This window comes from Streptomyces sp. NPDC047022, assembly GCF_040644155.1.
Lineage (GTDB): Bacteria > Actinomycetota > Actinomycetes > Streptomycetales > Streptomycetaceae > Streptomyces.
This window is the reverse complement of sequence record NZ_JBEYVV010000015.1, coordinates 20,101-37,420: the sequence shown is the minus strand read 5'-3', so window position 1 is coordinate 37,420 and position 17,320 is coordinate 20,101. Positions and strand designations below refer to the sequence as shown.

Sequence of the window (17,320 nt, the reverse complement as noted above, 5' to 3'; positions counted from 1 at the left end):
GACGCATTCCGCGCCGGGGCGCGGGAGTTCAGGCGCCGCCGGACAGCAGTCCCATCACTCGACGGGCCGTGGCGTCGTCCCTCGCCGCGGTGAACGGCAGGGCGTTGCCACCGGTGATCCGGAACGGTTCCCCCGTCAGGGTGAGGTGCGTTCCGCCCGCCTCCTCCACCAGCAGGAGCCCGGCCGCGTGGTCCCAGGCCGCTTCCCAGGAGAAGGCGGTCGCGTCGAGCCGGCCCTCGGCTATGCGCAGGTATTCGAGACCCGCCGAACCGCAGAAGCGGGGGCGGACGCCCTCTGTCTGCAGACCGAGCAGCGCGCGCTTCTGCTCGTCCGTCGTGTAGTACGGGTGGGAGGTGGCGACCTCGAGTTCGCGCCCGGGGTCGGGCGAGCCGGAGCGCAGCCGCTCGCCGTCGAGGAAGGCGCCCTGGCCCTTGACGGCGGTGGCGAGCCGGCCGAGGGCCGGTGCGTACGTCCACGAGGCGAGCACTACACCGCCGCGGGCGAGCGCGACCAGGGTGCAGAAGCCCGGGTCGCCGTGGACGAACTGACGCGTGCCGTCGACGGGGTCGACGATCCACACGGGCGCCTCGCCCCGCACCGCCTCGTAGGTCGCCGGGTTGGCGTGCACGGCTTCCTCGCCCACCACGACCGAGCCCGGCAGCAGCTTGGCGAGCGCCTCGGTGAGATAGGTCTCGGCATTGCGGTCGGCGTCCGTGACCAGGTCGTGCGGGCCGCTCTTCTCGTCGATCTCGTCCTGCGCGAGCCGGCGGAAGCGGGGCATGATCTCCGTGGCCGCCGCCTGGCGAACGGCCTCTTCCACGTCGGACGTGCGGTGGGCCAGAAACTCTTCGATGGTTTCGATGTCTCCATTCATGCCCCCATGAGAGCATCCGCCACTGACAATCCCCACCGGCCCGGTGTACGACGGATGGAATCGGCATGAATTCGGGGCTTCGCAGGTCACGGGTCTCGGCGCCCCGCGCCGTCGCGGCTCCTTGTGCCGCTCGCAGACCGCCCACGATCAGCGGCCGACCGCGTACCCCTGCATCCCCCGGGGATTCGCCGCGGCGGACAGCACCCCCGTCCCGGGGTCCCGGGCGACCGCGCACAGCCGGCCCTCGGACCAGGCGTCGGCGACCGTGACGTCATGGCCGCGTCGCCTCAGCCCCTCGACCACCCCCACGTCCATGCGCGACTCGACGGTGACGCTGCCGGGGCGCATGCGGCGCGGGTGGAACGAGCTCGGGAAACCGTCGTTGTGCCAGTTCGGGGCGTCGATGGCGCCCTGGAGGTCGAGGCCGCCGCGCACTGCGGGGCGCAGGGCGGCGGCCAGGAAGAAGTGCAGCTGCCACTGGTCCTGCTGGTCTCCCCCGGGCGTCCCGAAGGCCAGCACGGGCACGCCGTCGCGCAGCGCGATGGACGGGGAGAGCGTGGTGCGGGGGCGGCGGCCCGGGGTGAGGGAGCCCGGCAGGCCCTCCTCCAGCCAGGCCACCTGAAGGCGGGTGCCGAGCGGGAAGCCCAGCTCGGGCACGACGGGGTTGGACTGCAGCCAGCCGCCGCTGGGCGTGGCGGCGACCATGTTGCCCCAGCGGTCCACGACGTCGAGGTGACAGGTGTCGCCCCGGGTGGTCCCGTCGGCGGCCACGCCCGGTTCTCCGGGCGCCCGGGACGACCGGCTCCGCGCGACCGTCGGTTCCCCGGCCCCCGGGGGATCGAAGCCGGGATCGCCGGTGGTCACCACGCGCGCGTGCCCGCTCAGCCGGGGGACGCGGCCCCCGGGCGCTCCGGGGCGCAGTTCGTGGGAAGCCTCATCGCCCACGAGAGCGCGCCGTACGGCGTTGTACTCGTCGCAGAGCAGAGCCTCGAGCGGCACCTCGGCCGCGTCGCCGTACCAGGCCTCGCGGTCGGCCATGGCGAGCTTGCAGCCCTCGATCAGCAGATGGACGTATTCCGCGGAGCCGTATCGCGGCAGCTCGGCGGGGAGCAGCGCGAGCTGCTGGAGCAGGACGGGCCCCTGGCTCCAGGGACCCGGCTTGCAGACGGTCCAGCCGTTCCACTCGTAGGTCGCGGGGGTCTCGTAGGTGGCGGACCACGAGGCCAGGTCACCGGCCGCCAGGGTGCCGGTGTGGCGTTGGCCGCTGGTGTCCAGCGTGGGCCGCCGGGCCTGCCGTACGAGGGCCTCGGCGATGAATCCCGACCGCCACACCTCCCGGGCCGCCTCGATCCGCGCCTCCCGGTCCCCCGACCCGGACACCTCGGCGAGCAGTCGCTTCCAGGTGGCGGCCAGCGCGGGATTGCGCAGCAGTGCGCCTGGGGCGGGCGCCTTCCCACCGGGCAGGTACACCGCGGCCGAGGAGGTCCACTCGGTCTCGAACAGCTCACGCACGCTCTCGACGGTCTCGCCGACGCGTTCCACGGGCGCGTGCCCGTGCTCCGCGTAGTGCACCGCGTACTTCAGGACCTCGTCGAGGGACTTCGTGCCGTGGTCGCGCAGCAGGAGCATCCAGGCGTCGAAGGCGCCGGGAACGGCCGCGGCGAGGGGGCCGGTGCCAGGTACGAGATCCAGGCCGAGCCCCCGGTAGTGGGCGATGGTGGCTCCCGCGGGCGCCACCCCCTGCCCGCACAGCACCCGCACCTCACCGCCGGCCGGGGCGAGGAGGACCGGGACCTCCCCGGCGGGCCCGTTCAGATGCGGCTCGGCCACGTGCAGCACGAACGCGCCCGCCACGGCCGCGTCGAACGCGTTGCCTCCGGCTTCCAGGACGGCCATCGCCGACTGGGAGGCCAGCCAGTGGGTGGAGGACACCATGCCGAAGGTGCCCTGGAGGGTGGGGCGGGTGGTGAACATACGGCACGCTCCTTCCCGTCAGGGCCGGGGGCCCGACGGGCATCCTTCCGTCGGGGCCGGGATCGCGCTACCGGGCCGGTCGGTCCTGAACGGGACGGCCGACGCCGTGCCACCCCTCGAACGGCCTCGGCGGGGCGATCCCGGCCGAGGTCACGCCTGGACTTCCGCGACCGGGGAGGCCGCCGCAGCAGCACCGGCCGCAGCCGCGGCAGGCGTGGCGACGAGGTCTTCGCTGACGTCATCGAGGGCGAGCCCGCCCGGCTCACGTACGAGGAAGGTCGTCGCGATGCCGGCGATGAAGCAGCAGGAGGCGATCAGCGTCACGGTCCGCAGGCCTCCGCCGGACAGGACGAGCGGCACGATGAGCGCTCCGGCGAAGGCGCCGACCTTCGCGATCCCGGAGGACAGGCCGTGGAACGTGCTGCGGATCGATGTCGGGTAGCACTCGGCCGCGAGGAGCATGGTCGTGTAACTGGGCCCGAACATGCTCCCGAACAGGGACAGCCCGAAGGTGATCGCGAAGGGGATCACCGTCGTGCTGAGGCCGGGAACGACGGTGATGAGCAGCATCGTCAGCGCGCATATCCCGAAACCGACGGCCTGCTGTGTGCGTCGCCGCATCCGGTCGAGCGCGACCAGGCCGACGATGCCGCCGACCAGGCTGAAGCAGACGACGAGCACGGCGTTCAGGGCGATGTTCGCCACCGTCGTGGCGCCAGGCTCGATGTTCTTGATGAGCAGCGGCTGGCTGACGTTGATGCCGTAGACGGCGACGTTGTAGAAGAACCAGCTGCCCGCGGTGCCGGCGAGGGCGATCAGGACCCGCCGCTTCGACAGGGACGCGCTCGCGCCGCGGGTCTCCCTCACCCGGTCCTCTGTCGTCCGGTCCTCTGTCGCGACCGACATGACCGGCCGCTGCGCGAAGGACTCGAAGTCCCGGGCGGCCTGCGCGGGATCGCGGTGGTGAGCCGTCCAGCGCGGGGATTCCGGCATGTGACGGCGCTGGTGGAGCACCAGGAGGGAGGGGATGACTCCGGCACCGAGGATCAGGCGCCAGGCGATGTCGTCGGGTACGCCGACCGCCAGCACGAGAAGGCTGACCAGGTAGGCCGAGACCTGCCCGAAGACGTAGAAGATGAACGTGGATCCGACGAGCTTGCCGCGGTTTCGCGTGTTGGCGTACTCGGCCATGATGACGCCGCTGGCCGGATAGTCGCCGCCGATGCCGATACCGAGGACGATCCGGCCGGCGAGGAGGACCGCGAAGTTCGGCGCGAGGGCCGAGACCAGCGCGCCGATGATCATCAGTACCGCTTCGAGTCCGTAGACACGGCGGCGGCCGAGGAGGTCGCCGAGGCGTCCGAACGCCATGGCGCCCGCGGCGACCGCCAGCAGGGTCGAACTCGTCAGCATGGCGACCTGGCCGCTGCCGAGGTGGAACTGCGGGGTGATCAGCAGGGTCACGGTGCCGATGACGTTGAGGTCGTAGGAGTCGGTGAAGAATCCGGCGCCCGCGGTCACGGCCGCCTTGAGATGGAAGACGCTGAGCTTGGCGTCGTCGAGGGATTTCGCGACGGTCGCACGCGAGGGATGGACGGTCACCCGTCGGCCTCCGAACTGGTCGTGCCGACGAGGGGGGACGCGTCGGCGATGGGAACGACAGTGAGAGCCAGACCTGTCATGACAGGTATCGTCCGGACGGCCGTCGAGCCCCGTCAACAGCCTGGGCGCGGCTTCGCCCAGAGTTCGACAGCCGTTCACCGAGCCCCGCTCCGCAGCACTTCAAGGTGCCGCCAAGGGGAGCAGGCCCGACCCTGAACAGGGATTTCGGGGGGTGACAGACGCCGGATCCACACCTGTATAGTCAGGCCCATGTCCATGGCATTGCACGAAGTCATCGCCGAGAGCATCCGCGAACAGATCCGCGTGGGTGAGCTGACCATCGGCGCGGCTCTACCGTCGGAGTCCCAGCTCTGCGAGCAGTGGAAGTCCTCACGCGGACCGGTGCGTCAGGCGCTTGCTACCCTGCGGGCGGAAGGTGTCATTACCGGTGGGTCCGGCAAGCCACCGGTGGTGTGTACAACTTCGATCCCGCAGCCGTTCGACACGTTGTTGTCCTACTCGGCCTGGGCGCACGCGATCGGGCGTACGGCCGGGCAGCGGACGCTGGAGCTGGCACTGCGCCCGGCCGACCCGCTCGCCGCGTCGAAACTGGGCATCGACGAGGGAGCGCGGGTCGTACAGGTCCTGCGGCTGCGCTACCTCGACGGTGAACGCGCCATGCTGGAGCGCGCGACGTTCGTCGAGCACGTCGGCCGTCTCCTGTTCGACTTCGACTGCGATTCGGGATCGATCTGGGCGTACCTGCAGTCGCGAGGAGTGGGCTTCTCCACCGCCTCGCACATCATCGACGCGGTCGCCGCCGACGCGGTCGACTCGGCGCATCTCGACGTGGCCGAAGGATCCCCGCTGCTCAGGCAGCAGCGGACGGCGCGCACGGCGGACGGTGAGGTCGTGGAGTACCACGACGACCGCTACCTGCCCGGGATGGTCAGTTTCTCCCTCGAAAACACCCTCGACGTGCGCACCGCACTGATGCGCAACGCGAAACCCTGACACCGGAGTCCCCACATGAACACATCCCCGCCCGAACTCGTCGTGCTCGACATGGCCGGCACCACCATCGACGAGGGCCTGCAGGTCTACCGCGTCCTCGAAGAGACGGTGATCGCCCATGGGGGGACGCCTTCGGCTGCCGACATCGCCCGTTGGCACGGCTCCGCCAAGCACGAGGCGCTCCGCGCCCTGCTCACCCCGAGCGGCGGCGCTCCTCTCGGCGACGAGGTCCTCAACCCGGTCGTCGCCGACTTCCGGACCCGGCTCACCGCCGCGTACGCCGCACAGCCCCCGAGGCCGTTGCCGGGAGTACCCGAGGCCCTCGCCGAGCTGCGGGCCGCGGGCATCAAGGTCGCGCTCAACACCGGTTTCGACCGTGACATCGTGGACTCGCTGCTGTCCGCGCTCGGCTGGGAGGGCGAGGCGGTCGTGGACGCCGTCGTCTGCGGCAGCGATGTGCCGTCGGGACGCCCGGCACCTTTCATGATCTTCACCGCCATGCAGCGGCTGGGCGTGACCGACGTGAGGCGTGTCCTGGTCGCGGGTGACACCCCGCGTGATCTCGAAGCCGGCGCCAACTCGGGTGCCGCGTACGTCGTCGGCGTCCTGTCCGGGGCCGGCGACGCGGTGGAGCTGGGCGGACACCGGCACACCCATCTCCTGCCGTCCGTGGCCGCGCTTCCCGCGCTGTTCGGGCTGCGTGGCGCGGAGTCGGGCGCGGAGTCGAGCGCCGCATGACGAACCTGACTCAGCACCCGGAGAGGACCGCGGACCGGGTCGAGCACACCCTCGCGGCCATCTGGCGCGGCGGCGACGACATCGCTCTCGAAGCCGTGCCCGTGCCGCCGCTCGGGCCCGGGGACGTCCTCGTACGCGTGCGCCTGGCCACCATCTGCGGCAGCGACCGGCACACGGTGAGCGGCCGGCGCGTCCAGCCCTGCCCTTCCGTCCTAGGCCACGAAACCGTCGGCGAGATCGTCGCGTTCGGTACGGAAGGTGCGGGCGGCGCGGGAGGCGCGGGCAAAGTACGCGCGGTGGACGGTCGGGAGCTGCGGATCGGCCTGCGTGTCATCTGGTCGGTGACCCTGCCGTGCGGCGCGTGCGACCGCTGCCTGGCCGGCATCACGGCCAAGTGCCGCTCCCTGCGCAAGGCCGGTCATGAGGCATGGGACTCCGACTGGCGGCTGTCGGGCGGCTACGCGCAGCATGTGCTGCTCCCCCGCGGAATGCCGATCGCCATCGTCGGTGACGCTCTGACGGACGCGCTCGCCGCGCCGGCCGCCTGCGCCACGGCGACGGTCATGGCCGTGGCCGAACGCGCGCCGCGCCTGGCGGGCAAGCGGGTCGTGGTCGTGGGCGCGGGCATGCTCGGACTCACCGCGGTCGCTGCCGCCGCCTCGGCCGGAGCGTCCTCGGTGACCGCGGTCGATCCGGCTGCCGAACGGCGCGAGCTGGCACGGCAGTTCGGTGCCACCGACGTCCGGCAGACGATGCCCGACACGGGGCCCTACGACGTACTGCTGGAGTTCTCCGGCTCGTCGGCCGCGCTTCAGGAAGGGCTGCGCACGCTCGATGTGCAGGGCGTCGCCGTTCTCGCCGGGGCGGTTCTGCCCGATGCCCCCGTCGCGGTCGGGCCGGAGTCCGTGGTGCGCCGCCATCTGTCCATCGTCGGTGTGCACAACTACGAGCCACGGCATCTGACCGCGGCGCTGGACTTCCTTGAGGAGACCCGCGACCGGTTCCCCTGGCATGAGCTCGTGGCAGAGCCCGTGCCGCTGGAGGAGATCGGCAGTCTGCTGATCTCCTCCCCCGGGACGAAGCCGCGGTACGCGATCACCGCGTACTGAGCGACGCGTACCGCGTGCCGGACCGTCGTAGGATACGGGCCGACCGCAGAGAGCAGCCGGGCGCGGAATGACAGCAACAGGAGGAACGACGGCATGACCAGTCGTGTCGTCTTCGTCTCCCCCGCCTCCAGCCCCTCGCTGCGGCGGGCCCGTTTCGACGACGGCGACTCGCTCGACGACACCGGGAAGGCACGGGCCGAGTCGGCGGCCGGGCAACTGCGCTCCGCCGACCGGGCGTTCGTCTCTCCGAGCGCGCGCGGCCGGGAGACGGCGGTGGCACTCGGACTCGACGCCGTGGACGAACCGTGGCTCGCGGGACTGGACATGGGCCGCTGGCGGGGGCGCACGCTGGACGAGGTGGGCGCGGCCGAGCCCGGGGCGCTGGCCGCCTGGCTGGCCGATCCGGGCGCGGCACCGCACGGCGGCGAGTCGGTGCGGGAGTTGTGTCGGCGGGTCGCGCGGTGGCTGGACACCTGTGGCCGGGCCGACGGCAGGACGATCGCGGTGGTGGAACCGGAGGTCGTACGGGGCGTGGTGGTGCATGTCCTGGGCGTGCCCGAGGGCGCGTTCTGGCGCGTCGACGTACCACCGCTCACGGCGACGGAGGTCAGCGGGCGATCGGGGCGCTGGAATCTGCGGCTCGGGCAGGCGCTCGGTCCGTCGGCGGGTGAATCCGGCCGCTGACGCCGGCGACTTGGGGGGGTCAGACGACTTGCTGCCGGTGGCGGCGCAGCAGCGCCGCGATGGCACAGCGCAGGCATTCGGGGGCGGTGTCGCCGGCCACCGCGTCGTGGGTGTGCGGCGGGGCCGCGTCCTGTGGACCGCCCGGCCTCGCGCGTACGGCCGCCGGGGCGCCGACCAGGGCCTCCAGTTCCCGCAGCAGTGTCTCGGTCCGCTTGACCTGCTGGGCCAGGACCCGGACTCGGGCGCTCTGGCCGCCGATCTGCCGTCGGCTCGCCAGGAGTTGCCGGTACTCCTCCGGCGTCAGGGCGACCGCCTCACGGCCGCCGAGAGTGATGAGGCGCGGCTGGGGATGTCTGGCCACCGGGCTTCCTCCGCTCTTCTCCTGCGCGGTCCCGATCCCCGGTGCCTCGGCACGCACCAGGGGGTTTCGCCCTGAGTCGTCGTCCGGAGAACGCGAAAGGGCCCCCGGACGGTTCCGAAAGGCCCTCTCGTGTCCTGAAGGGATCAGTTCGCGGCTGGAACCGCTCGTCCGGCCTCGGCCGTGACGGGCTTCGGGTTCAGCAGGCGTTCGGCCAATTCACCGAATACCAGGCCGAATCCACCCCACACCACGGTCTGGATGGCCAGGGCCGAGAGACGGAACCGCCACAGCAGCGTGGCGGGGAAGTCCTTCGGCACCTCGTTGATGGCCGGCAGGAACGCGTACGCCAGGCCGACGGCGACCGCGAAGGCGGCCACCGCGGCGACGCTGGCGTACCAGGTGCCCAGTGCGGGTGCGAGTCGCTTGCCCAGGATGGTGGCGCCGACCGCCAGGAGCACGCTGAGCAGGATCATCAGGAAGTACAGGGTGGTCCGCTTGCCGATGGTGTCGGGGTTTCCGACGGACGGCGGATTGGCCGGGTACTTCAGGAACGGTACGACGTACACGGCGAGCAGCGCGCAGCCGGAGAGCAGCAGCGCGGTCGCCCGGGGGCCGAAGCGGCCGACGCGGCCGAGCGCGACACAGAAGGCGAGACCGGCGATGCCGCCGAACGCGACCCCGTAGACCAGGACACCGGTGGCAAGACCGGCGGTGGACTGCAGGGAGCGCGAGACGACCTCCATCTCGTGCTCATGGGAATGGGCCGCCTCGAAGCTGATCGCGCTGTCGACGTTCGGCTCACCGAGGAAGTAGGCCACGATCAGGGCGAGCAGACCGGCAGCGAGGCCGGCGAGCATGCCCCGCACGAGGAGGTTCCTCACAGTTGCGGAGTTCATGGCAGTGCGGCGCCCCTCGCGTCAGTGGCAGGGGAAGCCGAGCAGATGGCGTGCGTCGTGCACCCACTCGTGGACGTCCGTGCCGTTGAACACGGAGGTGGCGCCCTGCTCGGCGCCGACGAAGTACAGCAGGATGAGCATGAGGATGCCGAAGAAGACCGCCCAGGGAGCAATCGCCTTCAGCGGCAGCTTGGCGGGAACGACGGGGGTGGTGGCTGTCGGCTGGGCGACGGTCTGCGCCATGGCAGGACCTCCTCTGGGAGTTCGCGTCCCATCTCGGTGGTGCACAGGACGACGGGCTGCGGGTCTGACTCGCGAGGCGCCCCGGTGTGGCGGGGCTTCTCGTTCACAGTGGCGCGACCGTGCCGGATTCTCACCGGCTTCCGTATGCCGTCGTCGATATCGGGTCGACGGTACCGCGTGTCGGGTGCATGGCCAAGACCGCGCCCGGCTGGGGTGATCTTCCTCTCGCGGCGGTCGCGGCGTCAGGCCTCTTCAGTCGCGTCGCCGGGTCCCGCCAGCCCGAGTTCGCGCTCACCGAGAGGCGCGAAGAAGCGCTCGACGTCCGCGTCCGCGACCTCGGCGAGGGTGGCCGGGGACCAGCGCGGCGCGCGGTCCTTGTCGATGAGCTGGGCGCGCACGCCTTCCACCAGGTCGGGAATGGCGACGGCCGCGCAGGAGACACGGAACTCCTGGTCCAGTACCTGCTCAAGGGTGCTGAGCCGCCGTGCGCGGCGCAGGGCCGCCAGGGTGATCTTGAGAGCGGTGGGTGACTTGGCGAGCAGGGTCTCTGCGGCCTCCTTCGCGGCCGGATCGCCGTGGGCGAGGAGCCGGTCCACGGTCTCCTCTACTGTGCCGGCGCCGTAACAGGCGTCGATCCAGGGCCGCGCCGCGGCCAGTTCGCCGGGCGGCGCCGTTCGCACATGGCGGGCCAGCGCATCGCGCAACGGCATGTCGGCGAGGTCGTCCAGCAGGGCCGGGAGTGCGGCGCAGGGTGCGTAGTGGTCGGCGAGACCGCACAACTGAGCGTCCGCCGCTCCGATCTGACCTCCTGTCAGGCCGAGGTGGGTGCCCAGTTCGCCCGGGGCGCGGGACAGCAGGTACGTGCCTCCGACGTCGGGGACGAATCCGATGCCGGTCTCGGGCATGGCGACCCTCGACCGGTCGGTGACGATCCGGACACCGCCGTGTGCCGAGATCCCGACGCCGCCGCCCATGACGATCCCGTCCATGAGGGCGACGTACGGCTTCGGGTAGCGGGCGATGTGGGCGTTGAGGCGGTACTCGTCGCGCCAGAACGCGGCCGGTGCGGCACTGTCCCCTTCGCGCGCTTCGTCGTGCACGGCACGCATGTCTCCGCCCGCGCACAGCCCACGCTCCCCCGCGCCGGTGATCACGACGGCCTCTACGGCAGGATCGTGCTCCCAGGCGGTGAGCGCCTCGTCGATGCGGCGCACCATCTCGCGCGTCAGCGCGTTGAGCGCCTCGGGGCGATTGAGGGTGATACGGGCGACACGCCCGGTGGTGTGCAGCAGGACGGGTTCTGCACTGCCGGTCATCCGAGAGCCTCCGGGGTTTTTTCTTCTATTTTGACCGCATATTTTCGCTTAAGCGCAGCGCACGCGGGTACGCGATGTTCATGAGCCAGATTAGGTGGGAGAGCTCGAAGCCCATGCCCGGGGTGCAGCCGGGCGGAGTACCTCCCGGCGAGACCCCGCCGGCCGAGGGCAGCATCGCCGAGGCCACCCCGCAGCACGAATACCAGACGACGCGCGGCTGGGCCAAGACACCGCTGATCGTGATCACGCTGCTGGTGATCATGGTGGCCGGCTTCTTCCTGGCCTACGCGATCACACTCATGCAGTGAGCGCGGTCACCGACGGGATCGGCACCCGGGATCGGCGGCGGCGCGGGCGTAGACGAGGACATAAGCGGACACAGTCTCCGACAACGGCCGCGGAAACTCACGGTTCGTCAAGGTGCTTGTGTCACCGGGCGGGCACGGAGCGAGTTCGTACTTCCGCCCCGCAGCCAGTCATGTGAGACTGGCGTCCCGTCCGCAGTGTGGACCTCATCCTCCGCACCGTCCCCACGAAAAGTGCGCCCGTGCAGTCTCTTCCTCTGCCGCTCGCCCTGACCGCGCGCCTGCTGCCGGTCGTCGTGCTCGCATCCGCGGGCTGGGCGCTGTCCTCCGGGCCGCTCGCCGCGGACTCGGCCACCGGGCACAAGACGGCACAGGGGGGCGGGACCGGAGCCACCCAGAACACCGGGAGCGGCGCCACGGCGTCCACGGCACCCGCGGTCAAGACATACGCCACGGCGCCCGAACCGTGCGGCGGCATCACCGCGGCCACGATCAAGTCGCTGGTCCCGGGCGCGCCCACCACCGGCAAGGAGATCCCGTCGACGGACAAGTCCATCCGGCGCACCTGCTCCTGGAACGCGCTCAAGGGCTTCGACTACCGCTGGCTCGACGTCACCTTCGACATCATGGACTCGGAGGCGCTGGCGCAGAAGTCGTACACGCAGCGCACATCGGACAAGAGCGGTGGAGGCGCGGTCCCGGGTCTGGGCGATTCGGCCTATTCCGTTGTGAACCTCACCACCGCGGACAAGCAGGAGACCCGTGAGGGTGCGGTGATCGTCCGCATGTCCAACGCGCTGGTGTCCATCACGTACAACGGCAGCAACTTCGAGACGAAGAAGGCGCCGAGTACGGACGAGATCAACAAGGGGGCCATCAAGGCCGCCAAGGACGCGGCGGCGGCGCTGAAGGCCGGCAGCGGCAAGAGCTGACGGCCTCCAGCGGCCGCACGGCCGCCGGCCTCAGAGCCTCTCCCTCCCGCGCAACAGCATCAGCGACAGATACAGCACCAGCGAGGTGCCGAGGCCCACCGCCCAGCCGTAGCCGGCGAGCTGCGACAGCGCCGGGATGGGGCGCCCGTCGAAGAGCGGATGGAAGTCCGCGCCGCCGACCGCCAGGACACCGCCGACCACGAAGGCCACGACGGCTCTCCAGTTCCAGCCGCCTGCGTACCAGTACCGCCCGCCCGCGGTGTAGAGGTCGGTGAGATCGAGCCTGGCGCGCCGCAGGATCCAGTAATCGGCGATGAGGATGCCCGCCACCGTGCCGAGCAGACCGCCGACCAGGCCCAGCCAGGTGAAGATGTAGCCCTGCGGGTCGGAATACAGCTTCCAGGGGCTGATCACCACGGCCAGTACCGCGGTGATGAGGGCACCCTTGCGGAAACTGATCCTGCGGGGCGCGACGTTGGAGAAGTCGAAGGCCGGGGAGACCAGGTTGGCCGCGATGTTCACCGACAGGGTCGCCACCAGAACGGTCACCAGCGCGTACAGCAGACCGACCACGTTGTCCGTCTTGGCCGCCAGTTGCACCGGGTCCCAGATGGGCTTTCCGTACACCGCCTGCGAGCCCGAGGTGACCAGCACCGACAGGAACGCGAACAGGGTCATCGTCGTCGGCAGGCCGAGGGTCTGTCCCCAGGTCTGGGCCTTCTGGCTCCTTCCGTACCGGGTGAAGTCCGGGATGTTCAGGGACAGCGTGGACCAGAAGCCGATCATGCCCATGAGGGAGGGCCAGAACAGCTTCCAGAAGCCGCCGCCCCAGCCCAGCTGTGAGTGCTGGCTGACGAGCGTGCCGAAGCCGCCGGCCTTGTTGCTCATCCACCAGAGCATCACGAACGCTCCGACGAGCACGAAGGGCGCCGCCCAGTTCTCGAAGCGGCGGATGGTCTCCATGCCCCGGTAGATGATGGCGACCTGGATCACCCAGAAGATCGCGAAGGACAGCCACATGGTCCAGGCGTAGCCGCCCACCTTGGAGGCGTTCGCCCAGTTCTCCCCGACGAGCTTCCCGGCGAGGAAGTAGATCGCCTCGCCGCCGATCCAGGTCTGGATGCCGAACCAGCCGCACGCCACCAACGCGCGTACGACAGCGGGAAGGTTGGCGCCGCGCACGCCGAAGGAGGCGCGGGCGAACACCGGGAAGGGAATGCCGTACTTCGGTCCCGCGTGCCCGGTGAGCAGCATCGGGATCAGCACGATCACATTGGCGAGGGCGATGGTGAACACCGCCTGCTTCCAGTCCATGCCGACCGCGATCAGACCGGAGGCCAGCGTCCAGGAAGCCGTGTTGTGGGCCATGCCGACCCACAGCGCGGAGAAGTTGTAGGTGGTCCAGGTGCGCTTCTCGACGGGGACGGGCAGAAGGTCCTGGTTGGCGTACGGGCCGCTCGGCGGCGGCGCGCCGGGCGCGAACTCGACGCGCCCGTCGGGACGGTTCACTTGTGCGGCCATCGGTATGGCCCCGGAGGCTGTATCGGTCATGGGCTGGCCCATCGTGAGGCGGGACGGGGGAGGCCGTGCGGGTGGCTGTGCCGATGGGGGGTGCGCGGTGAGCGCCCTGTGCCCCCTTCCCGGGGGAGCGGGAAGGGGACGACCGGGGAGATGGCGGGTCTCAGGACCCGGAGCTAGGGCCGGAAAGGCTTGCCGAGCCGGTGAACCTCTTTTTCCGGCCGCAGCACTAGCGCTTCAGAGCCGGGATGACCTTGCTGCCGTAGGCGTCGATCACGGCTTCCTGGGCGTCGTGCATGTCGTAGACCGCGAACTGGTCGACACCGAGGTCGCGCAGGGCGGTCAGCTTCTCGATGTGCTTCTCCACGGGGCCGATGACGCAGAACCTGTCCACGATCTCGTCGGGCACGAACTGGGTGTCGGGGTTGTCGCTGCGTCCGTGGTGGGAGTAGTCGTAGCCTTCACGGGCCTTGATGTAGTCGGTCAGTTCCTCGGGTACGGCGTCGGAGTGCGCGCCGTACTTGGCGACGAGGTCGGCGACGTGGTTGCCGACCATGCCGCCGAACCAGCGGCACTGGTCCCGTGCGTGGGCGAGTGCCTCGGGCGAGTCGTCCTCGGTGACGTACGCGGGCGCGGCGACACAGATCCTGACCTCGGACGGGTCGCGTCCGGCGGCCACGGCGGCGTCCCTGACGGCCTTGACCATGTACTCGGTCAGATACAGATCGGAGAGCTGGAGGATGAAGCCGTCCGCCTCCTCCCCGGTCATCTTCAGCGCCTTGGGGCCGTACGCGGCCATCCACACGGGGAGTTCGGCGCCGGGCCTGACCCAGGGGAACTTGACCACTGTGCCGCCGAGGTCGGCCTCCTCGCCCCGGGCGAGCGCACGGATCACCTTCATGGCGTCGCTTATACGGGCCAGGGTGTTGGGCTTGCGTCCGGCGACGCGCATCGCCGAGTCGCCGCGGCCGATGCCGCACACCGTGCGATTGCCGAACATGTCGTTGAGCGTGGCGAACGTTGAGGCGGTCACCTCCCAGGTGCGGGTGCCTGGGTTCGTCACCATCGGACCCACGGTCAACTTCTGTGTGTTGGCCAGAATCTGACTGTAGATCACGAAGGGTTCCTGCCACAGCACGGCCGAGTCGAAGGTCCAGCCGTAGCTGAAGCCGTTGCGTTCGGCCCGCTTCATCAGGCTGACGACACGGGAGGCTGGGGGGTCGGTCTGGAGGACCAGTCCGAATTCCATAAGCGCCACTCCTAGTTGAGATACTGACACGTGGAACGCGGGGTGTAGACGCCGTGTCCCGCGTGTCCGGTGAACTCCCGCTGCGTGATGACGGGTTCACCGCGCGAGAGGACGGTCTCCACCCGGCCGGTGGTGCGCCTGCCCTCGTAGGCCGAGTAGTCGACGTTCATGTGGTGGGTCTCGGCGGACATGACCTGCTCGGCGTGCGGGTCGTAGATGACGATGTCGGCGTCCGCGCCCGGGGCGATGGTGCCCTTCTTCGGGTAGAGACCGAACATCCGGGCAGGGGTGGCGCAGGCGATCTCGATCCAGCGGCGGCGCGAGATCTGCCCGTCGACCACGGCCTGGTGGAGCAGGTCCATGCGGTTCTCGACGCCCGGCAGACCGTTGGGGATCTTCGAGAAGTCGCCCCGGCCCAGCTCCTTCTGGCCCACGAAGCAGAAGGGGCAGTGGTCGGTCGAGACCACCTGGAGGTCGCCTGTTCGCAGGCCCTTCCACAGCGCCGCCTGGTGCTCCCTGGGCCGCAGCGGGGTGCTGCACACATACTTGGCGCCCTCGAAGTCGGGCTCGGCGAGGTTGTCGGTGGACAGGAAGAGGTACTGGGGGCAGGTCTCGCCGAAGACGGGCAGCCCTTCGTCGCGCGCCCTGGCCAGCTCGGCGACCGCCTCCTGCGCCGAGACGTGCACGACGTACAGCGGCGCCCCGGCGACCTGGGCGAGCCTGATGGCCCGGTGGGTGGCCTCGGCCTCCAGGAGGGCCTTGCGGACCTCACCGTGGTAGCGCGGGTCGGTCTCGCCGCGGGCGAGGGCCTGCTCCACCAGTACGTCGATCGCGATGCCGTTCTCGGCGTGCATCATGATCAGGCCGCCGTTGTCGGCGGAGCGCTGCATGGCGCGCAGGATCTGGCCGTCGTCGCTGTAGAAGACACCCGGATACGCCATGAACTGCTTGAAGGACGTGACGCCCTCCTCCACCAGCAGGTCCATCTCCTTGAGCGTCTCCTGGTTCACATCGGAGACGATCATGTGGAAGCCGTAGTCGATGGCGCAGTTGCCCTCCGCCTTGGCGTGCCAGGCGTCCAGGCCCTCGCGCAGCGTGTGTCCGACGCTCTGCACCGCGAAGTCGATGATCGTGGTGGTGCCGCCCCAGGCGGCGGCGCGGGTGCCGGTCTCGAAGGTGTCGGAGGCGAAGGTGCCGCCGAACGGCAGCTCCATGTGGGTGTGGGCGTCGACACCGCCCGGGATCACGTACTTGCCGGTGGCGTCGATGGTCCGCTCGGCCGTGAAGGCCTCGGCGGCCGGGGTGCCGGTCGCGGCGAGGGCGGCGATGCGGGTGTCCTCGATCAGGACGTCGGCGTGGATCTCGTCGGAGGCGGTGACGACTAGGCCGCCGCGGATGACGGTGCGGGTCATGTTCCCTCTCTCCTGCGTTGGCGCTCCGCTGGGGGCGGTTGGAACGTGCGGGTCGGTGGTGGGTTCTTTGCGCCCGCGCGGCGGAGCCGCATATCGATGCAGCCCCCCGCCCCTGGATGCGTGGTGGCCCTTGGCCCTGTCCGTGTCGTGTCTCGCGCCTCCGTTTGCGCCCGCGTGGCGGAGCCGCATGCCGGTACTGTCCCGCGCCCCTATAGAGGGGCGCGAGGTCTGTTTGGTTTACGGGGCCGTCAAGGGGGTGTACGCGGAGGGGGCGCGGTCGCGGTAGAACTGCCAGCGGTCGCGGACCTCCCTCAGCTTCGCCAGGTCCAGGTCGCGCACGACCAGTTCGGTCTCCTTGTCGCTCGCCACCTCCCCGACGAACTGTGCCTCGGGGTCCACGAAGTACGACGTGCCGTAGAAGTCGTTGTCGCCCAGTTCCTCCACGCCCACACGGTTGATCGCGCCCACGAAGTACTCGTTGGCCACGGCCGCCGCCGGCTGCTCCAGCTGCCACAGATAGCCGGACAGTCCGCGCGAGGTGGCCGAGGGGTTGAACACGATCTCGGCGCCCGCGAGTCCGAGGGCGCGCCAGCCCTCCGGGAAGTGGCGGTCGTAGCAGATGTAGACGCCGATCCGGCCCACCTTGGTGTCGAAGACGGGCCAGCCGGAGTTGCCCGGACGGAAGTAGAACTTCTCCCAGAATCCCTTCACCTGCGGGATGTGGGTCTTGCGGTACTTGCCGAGGTACGAGCCGTCGGCGTCGATCACCCCGGCGGTGTTGTAGAGGACGCCGGGCTGCTCCTCCTCGTACATGGGCAGGACCAGCACGATGCCCAGTTCCTTGGCCAGTGCCTGGAAGCGCCTCACGATGGGGCCGTCCGGGATCCGCTCGGCGTACTCGTAGAACGCCGGGTCCTGGACCTGGCAGAAGTACGGCCCGTAGAACAGCTCTTGGAAGCACAGGACCTGGGCGCCCTGCGCGGCGGCGTCGCGGGCCGCCTGCTCGTGCACCTGGATCATCGATTCCTTGTCGCCGGTCCAGGCGGTCTGGAAGACGGCGGCACGGATCACTCTGCTCATCGGGACCTCCGGT

Annotated in this window: 17 protein-coding genes and 1 riboswitch; of the genes, 6 read left to right on the top strand and 11 right to left on the bottom strand. The window is 70.3% G+C overall.

Translation table 11 applies throughout. The features are described 5' to 3' along the window. Nucleotides 1–28 precede the first annotated feature (28 nt). From ABZ845_RS17740 to ABZ845_RS17730, 3 genes are all read right to left on the bottom strand, one after another. The gene (locus ABZ845_RS17740; protein ID WP_360980012.1) at nt 29–874 is read right to left on the bottom strand and encodes an inositol monophosphatase family protein; all 846 of its coding nucleotides are present in this window, start codon (nt 872–874) and stop codon (nt 29–31) included. Between the two features lie 147 nt (nt 875–1,021). Further along, nucleotides 1,022–2,848, bottom strand: a complete 1,827-nt coding sequence (locus ABZ845_RS17735; RefSeq protein ID WP_360980010.1) for a gamma-glutamyltransferase — start codon at nt 2,846–2,848, stop codon at nt 1,022–1,024. A 150-nt stretch (nt 2,849–2,998) separates the two neighbouring features. Further along, entirely contained in the window at nt 2,999–4,450 is a 1,452-nt protein-coding gene (locus tag ABZ845_RS17730) for an MFS transporter (RefSeq protein ID WP_360980007.1), read from the bottom strand. A 270-nt stretch (nt 4,451–4,720) separates the two neighbouring features. Here ABZ845_RS17730 and ABZ845_RS17725 point away from each other — a divergent pair, with 270 nt between their 5' ends. From ABZ845_RS17725 to ABZ845_RS17710, 4 genes are all read left to right on the top strand, one after another. Then, nucleotides 4,721–5,464, top strand: a complete 744-nt coding sequence (locus ABZ845_RS17725; RefSeq protein ID WP_360980004.1) for a GntR family transcriptional regulator — start codon at nt 4,721–4,723, stop codon at nt 5,462–5,464. Between the two features lie 15 nt (nt 5,465–5,479). After that, a complete protein-coding gene (locus ABZ845_RS17720; RefSeq protein ID WP_360980001.1) occupies nt 5,480–6,202 on the top strand; it encodes a phosphonatase-like hydrolase in 723 nt (240 codons plus the stop codon). Continuing rightward, nucleotides 6,199–7,311, top strand: a complete 1,113-nt coding sequence (locus ABZ845_RS17715; RefSeq protein ID WP_360979998.1) for a zinc-binding dehydrogenase — start codon at nt 6,199–6,201, stop codon at nt 7,309–7,311. The genes ABZ845_RS17720 and ABZ845_RS17715 overlap by 4 nt, the downstream gene beginning before the upstream one ends. A gap of 93 nt (nt 7,312–7,404) precedes the next feature. Further along, nucleotides 7,405–7,995 (top strand): histidine phosphatase family protein, encoded by a 591-nt coding sequence (locus ABZ845_RS17710; RefSeq protein ID WP_360979995.1) that lies wholly within the window; start codon nt 7,405–7,407, stop codon nt 7,993–7,995. Between the two features lie 19 nt (nt 7,996–8,014). Here ABZ845_RS17710 and ABZ845_RS17705 read toward each other — a convergent pair whose 3' ends face one another. From ABZ845_RS17705 to ABZ845_RS17690, 4 genes are all read right to left on the bottom strand, one after another. Next, a complete protein-coding gene (locus ABZ845_RS17705; RefSeq protein WP_360979992.1) occupies nt 8,015–8,356 on the bottom strand; it encodes a hypothetical protein in 342 nt (113 codons plus the stop codon). A gap of 143 nt (nt 8,357–8,499) precedes the next feature. Further along, nucleotides 8,500–9,252, bottom strand: a complete 753-nt coding sequence (locus ABZ845_RS17700; RefSeq protein ID WP_360979989.1) for a CbtA family protein — start codon at nt 9,250–9,252, stop codon at nt 8,500–8,502. Between the two features lie 21 nt (nt 9,253–9,273). Continuing rightward, nucleotides 9,274–9,495, bottom strand: coding sequence for a CbtB-domain containing protein (locus tag ABZ845_RS17695; protein WP_360979986.1), 222 nt, complete (start codon nt 9,493–9,495; stop codon nt 9,274–9,276). 62 nt (nt 9,496–9,557) lie between these two features. After that, a riboswitch (cobalamin riboswitch) is annotated at nt 9,558–9,637 on the bottom strand. Nucleotides 9,638–9,737: 100 nt separating this feature from the next. Further along, complete coding sequence (locus ABZ845_RS17690; protein ID WP_360979983.1) at nt 9,738–10,811, bottom strand: enoyl-CoA hydratase/isomerase family protein; 1,074 nt, start codon at nt 10,809–10,811, stop codon at nt 9,738–9,740. Between the two features lie 80 nt (nt 10,812–10,891). Here ABZ845_RS17690 and ABZ845_RS17685 point away from each other — a divergent pair, with 80 nt between their 5' ends. Then, the gene (locus ABZ845_RS17685; protein WP_360979980.1) at nt 10,892–11,119 is read left to right on the top strand and encodes a DUF6480 family protein; all 228 of its coding nucleotides are present in this window, start codon (nt 10,892–10,894) and stop codon (nt 11,117–11,119) included. Nucleotides 11,120–11,358: 239 nt separating this feature from the next. Continuing rightward, nucleotides 11,359–12,048: a hypothetical protein gene (locus ABZ845_RS17680; protein WP_360979977.1), complete on the top strand. Its 690-nt coding sequence runs from the start codon at nt 11,359–11,361 to the stop codon at nt 12,046–12,048. A gap of 30 nt (nt 12,049–12,078) precedes the next feature. Here the strand turns inward: ABZ845_RS17680 and ABZ845_RS17675 are convergent, their stop codons facing one another. The 4 genes from ABZ845_RS17675 to ABZ845_RS17660 form a co-directional block, all read right to left on the bottom strand. Further along, a complete protein-coding gene (locus ABZ845_RS17675) occupies nt 12,079–13,599 on the bottom strand; it encodes an NCS1 family nucleobase:cation symporter-1 (RefSeq protein WP_360979974.1) in 1,521 nt (506 codons plus the stop codon). 196 nt (nt 13,600–13,795) lie between these two features. Continuing rightward, a complete protein-coding gene (locus ABZ845_RS17670) occupies nt 13,796–14,815 on the bottom strand; it encodes a TIGR03842 family LLM class F420-dependent oxidoreductase (protein ID WP_360979971.1) in 1,020 nt (339 codons plus the stop codon). Nucleotides 14,816–14,826: 11 nt separating this feature from the next. Continuing rightward, nucleotides 14,827–16,227, bottom strand: a complete 1,401-nt coding sequence (gene hydA, locus ABZ845_RS17665; RefSeq protein ID WP_360979968.1) for a dihydropyrimidinase — start codon at nt 16,225–16,227, stop codon at nt 14,827–14,829. Between the two features lie 237 nt (nt 16,228–16,464). Next, nucleotides 16,465–17,307: a nitrilase-related carbon-nitrogen hydrolase gene (locus ABZ845_RS17660; RefSeq protein WP_360979965.1), complete on the bottom strand. Its 843-nt coding sequence runs from the start codon at nt 17,305–17,307 to the stop codon at nt 16,465–16,467. Between the last annotated feature and the right edge of the window lie 13 nt (nt 17,308–17,320).

What these genes read in the sequence shown, in the direction of transcription:
- ABZ845_RS17735 (WP_360980010.1), bottom strand. Translation starts at nt 2,848, where the DNA reads ATGTTCACCACCCGCCCCACCCTCCAGGGCACCTTCGGCATGGTGTCC.
- hydA (WP_360979968.1), bottom strand. Translation starts at nt 16,227, where the DNA reads ATGACCCGCACCGTCATCCGCGGCGGCCTAGTCGTCACCGCCTCCGAC.
- ABZ845_RS17740 (WP_360980012.1), bottom strand. Translation starts at nt 874, where the DNA reads ATGAATGGAGACATCGAAACCATCGAAGAGTTTCTGGCCCACCGCACG.
- ABZ845_RS17700 (WP_360979989.1), bottom strand. Translation starts at nt 9,252, where the DNA reads ATGAACTCCGCAACTGTGAGGAACCTCCTCGTGCGGGGCATGCTCGCC.
- ABZ845_RS17675 (WP_360979974.1), bottom strand. Translation starts at nt 13,599, where the DNA reads ATGACCGATACAGCCTCCGGGGCCATACCGATGGCCGCACAAGTGAAC.
- ABZ845_RS17715 (WP_360979998.1), top strand. Translation starts at nt 6,199, where the DNA reads ATGACGAACCTGACTCAGCACCCGGAGAGGACCGCGGACCGGGTCGAG.
- ABZ845_RS17660 (WP_360979965.1), bottom strand. Translation starts at nt 17,307, where the DNA reads ATGAGCAGAGTGATCCGTGCCGCCGTCTTCCAGACCGCCTGGACCGGC.
- ABZ845_RS17725 (WP_360980004.1), top strand. Translation starts at nt 4,721, where the DNA reads ATGTCCATGGCATTGCACGAAGTCATCGCCGAGAGCATCCGCGAACAG.
- ABZ845_RS17710 (WP_360979995.1), top strand. Translation starts at nt 7,405, where the DNA reads ATGACCAGTCGTGTCGTCTTCGTCTCCCCCGCCTCCAGCCCCTCGCTG.
- ABZ845_RS17670 (WP_360979971.1), bottom strand. Translation starts at nt 14,815, where the DNA reads ATGGAATTCGGACTGGTCCTCCAGACCGACCCCCCAGCCTCCCGTGTC.
- ABZ845_RS17685 (WP_360979980.1), top strand. Translation starts at nt 10,892, where the DNA reads ATGAGCCAGATTAGGTGGGAGAGCTCGAAGCCCATGCCCGGGGTGCAG.
- ABZ845_RS17720 (WP_360980001.1), top strand. Translation starts at nt 5,480, where the DNA reads ATGAACACATCCCCGCCCGAACTCGTCGTGCTCGACATGGCCGGCACC.
- ABZ845_RS17690 (WP_360979983.1), bottom strand. Translation starts at nt 10,811, where the DNA reads ATGACCGGCAGTGCAGAACCCGTCCTGCTGCACACCACCGGGCGTGTC.
- ABZ845_RS17695 (WP_360979986.1), bottom strand. Translation starts at nt 9,495, where the DNA reads ATGGCGCAGACCGTCGCCCAGCCGACAGCCACCACCCCCGTCGTTCCC.